Source organism: Sphingomonas sp. IC4-52, assembly GCF_020707225.1.
Taxonomy (GTDB): domain Bacteria; phylum Pseudomonadota; class Alphaproteobacteria; order Sphingomonadales; family Sphingomonadaceae; genus Sphingomonas.
The window spans coordinates 1-1,432 of record NZ_JAJFEU010000018.1 but is presented as its reverse complement, the minus strand read 5'-3'; the positions used below and the strand labels follow the sequence as shown (position 1 = coordinate 1,432).

The following is a 1,432-nucleotide window of genomic DNA, read 5'->3' as shown; positions in this document are numbered from 1 at the left end:
CACAGCACTGCTACACAATCGGCCTGTCGGACTGTGTATCCGAGGCACGCATTTCTATTACCGTCGCAGGATTCCGCATGACGCTCGCGCGCTCATGGGCCGCGCCGAGATATGGCAGTCGCTTCGAACGGACAGCTTGAAGATCGCCTTGCGGCGGTTGCCCAGCGCCATGGCTCGGGTCGAAGCAGAGATCGAACAGCGCCGCTGGGCCGCTGGTCTTCACTGCGATCCGACGCTCCTCGAACCGTCGTCGGATGATGCCGTGCCAAGGTGTCAGGTGATCCCTGATGCTGCTCTGGTTGAGGCAGAGCCGTTGCCTCCTGTTCCGGTCAGCAGCCTCACCCTTGGCGAAGCATACGAGCAGTATATGACCGATCCGACGCAGGGGTGGTCAGCCCGAACGCGCGAAGCATATGAGACGACCCGTAGGCTCGCCGTGTCGATCATCGGCAAAGACGTTCCCATGCAATCGCTGGCTCGCGCCCATTGTCGCGACTATATCGACGTGCTGCGTTTCATGCCGCGCAATGCCGCCAAGCGGTTCCCGAAGCTCACCGCCCGCCAAGCCGCCGATCGGGCTCGAACGCGCGGCGAAACCGACCTCATCAGCGCAGCAAACGCCAACACCTGTCTCGCCAACCTGTCGAGCTTCCTGAACTGGGCTGTCAATGAGGAGCTACTCGATCGGAATCCGACACGCGGCCTGCGTCTGCCCGACGACACCGCCAAGAAGGACAAGCGCTTTCCGTTCAGCCCGAGCCAGCTACACGCGATCTTCAACGCTCCGCTCTATCGGGGGTGCGTCGATGGGGAGCGCGGATACGCCAAACCGGGAATCGAGCGGCCTCGCAATGCACGATTTTGGGTGCCGCTGATCGGCCTACACACAGGCATGCGACTGAACGAAATCTGCCAACTCGACGTCGCCGATATCCGAACGGTCGATGGGGTGCGTTGCTTCGTGATCACCGAGGAGTCTGTTGCCGGGAGCAGTGACAAGAATCTCAAGACGGGCGCGAGTGAGCGCCTCATGCCGATCCACAAGAACATGATCGACTGCGGGCTGCTACACTTCGTGGACAAGCAGCGCCGCAACGGTCGCACGAAGCTGTTCGAGGAGATCGACCCCGGCACCAAGGGCGTGCGGTCGGTCGCGTTCTCAAAATGGTTCACGCAGTTTCTTCGAAGCTGCGGTGCCTATCAACCTCGCACCTGCTTCCATTCATTCCGTCATAACTTCCGCGACGAGTTGCGCGCCGCGCGCATAGACCATGACGTTGCAATGGCGCTCGGCGGATGGACGCACGAAACGGGGAAGCGGGGAGCATCCGAGAACTACGGCAGCGGGCATCGAGTGGGGGTGCTGGCAGAGGCGGTCAGCCAGCTTACCTTCCGCGAAGTAGATATCTCCCATCTGGCGTGGAACGCCAGA

General features: G+C 61.6%; 1 protein-coding gene and 1 pseudogene. Both read left to right on the top strand.

The features are described from left to right. Positions 1-7: 7 nt before the first annotated feature. Positions 8-187: pseudogene (locus tag LK535_RS17015) on the top strand (DUF6538 domain-containing protein); the annotation flags it as partial. Positions 188-436: 249 nt separating this feature from the next. After that, the coding region (locus tag LK535_RS16970) for a tyrosine-type recombinase/integrase (protein ID WP_227773054.1) at positions 437-1,432 on the top strand (996 nt) is incomplete at its 3' end.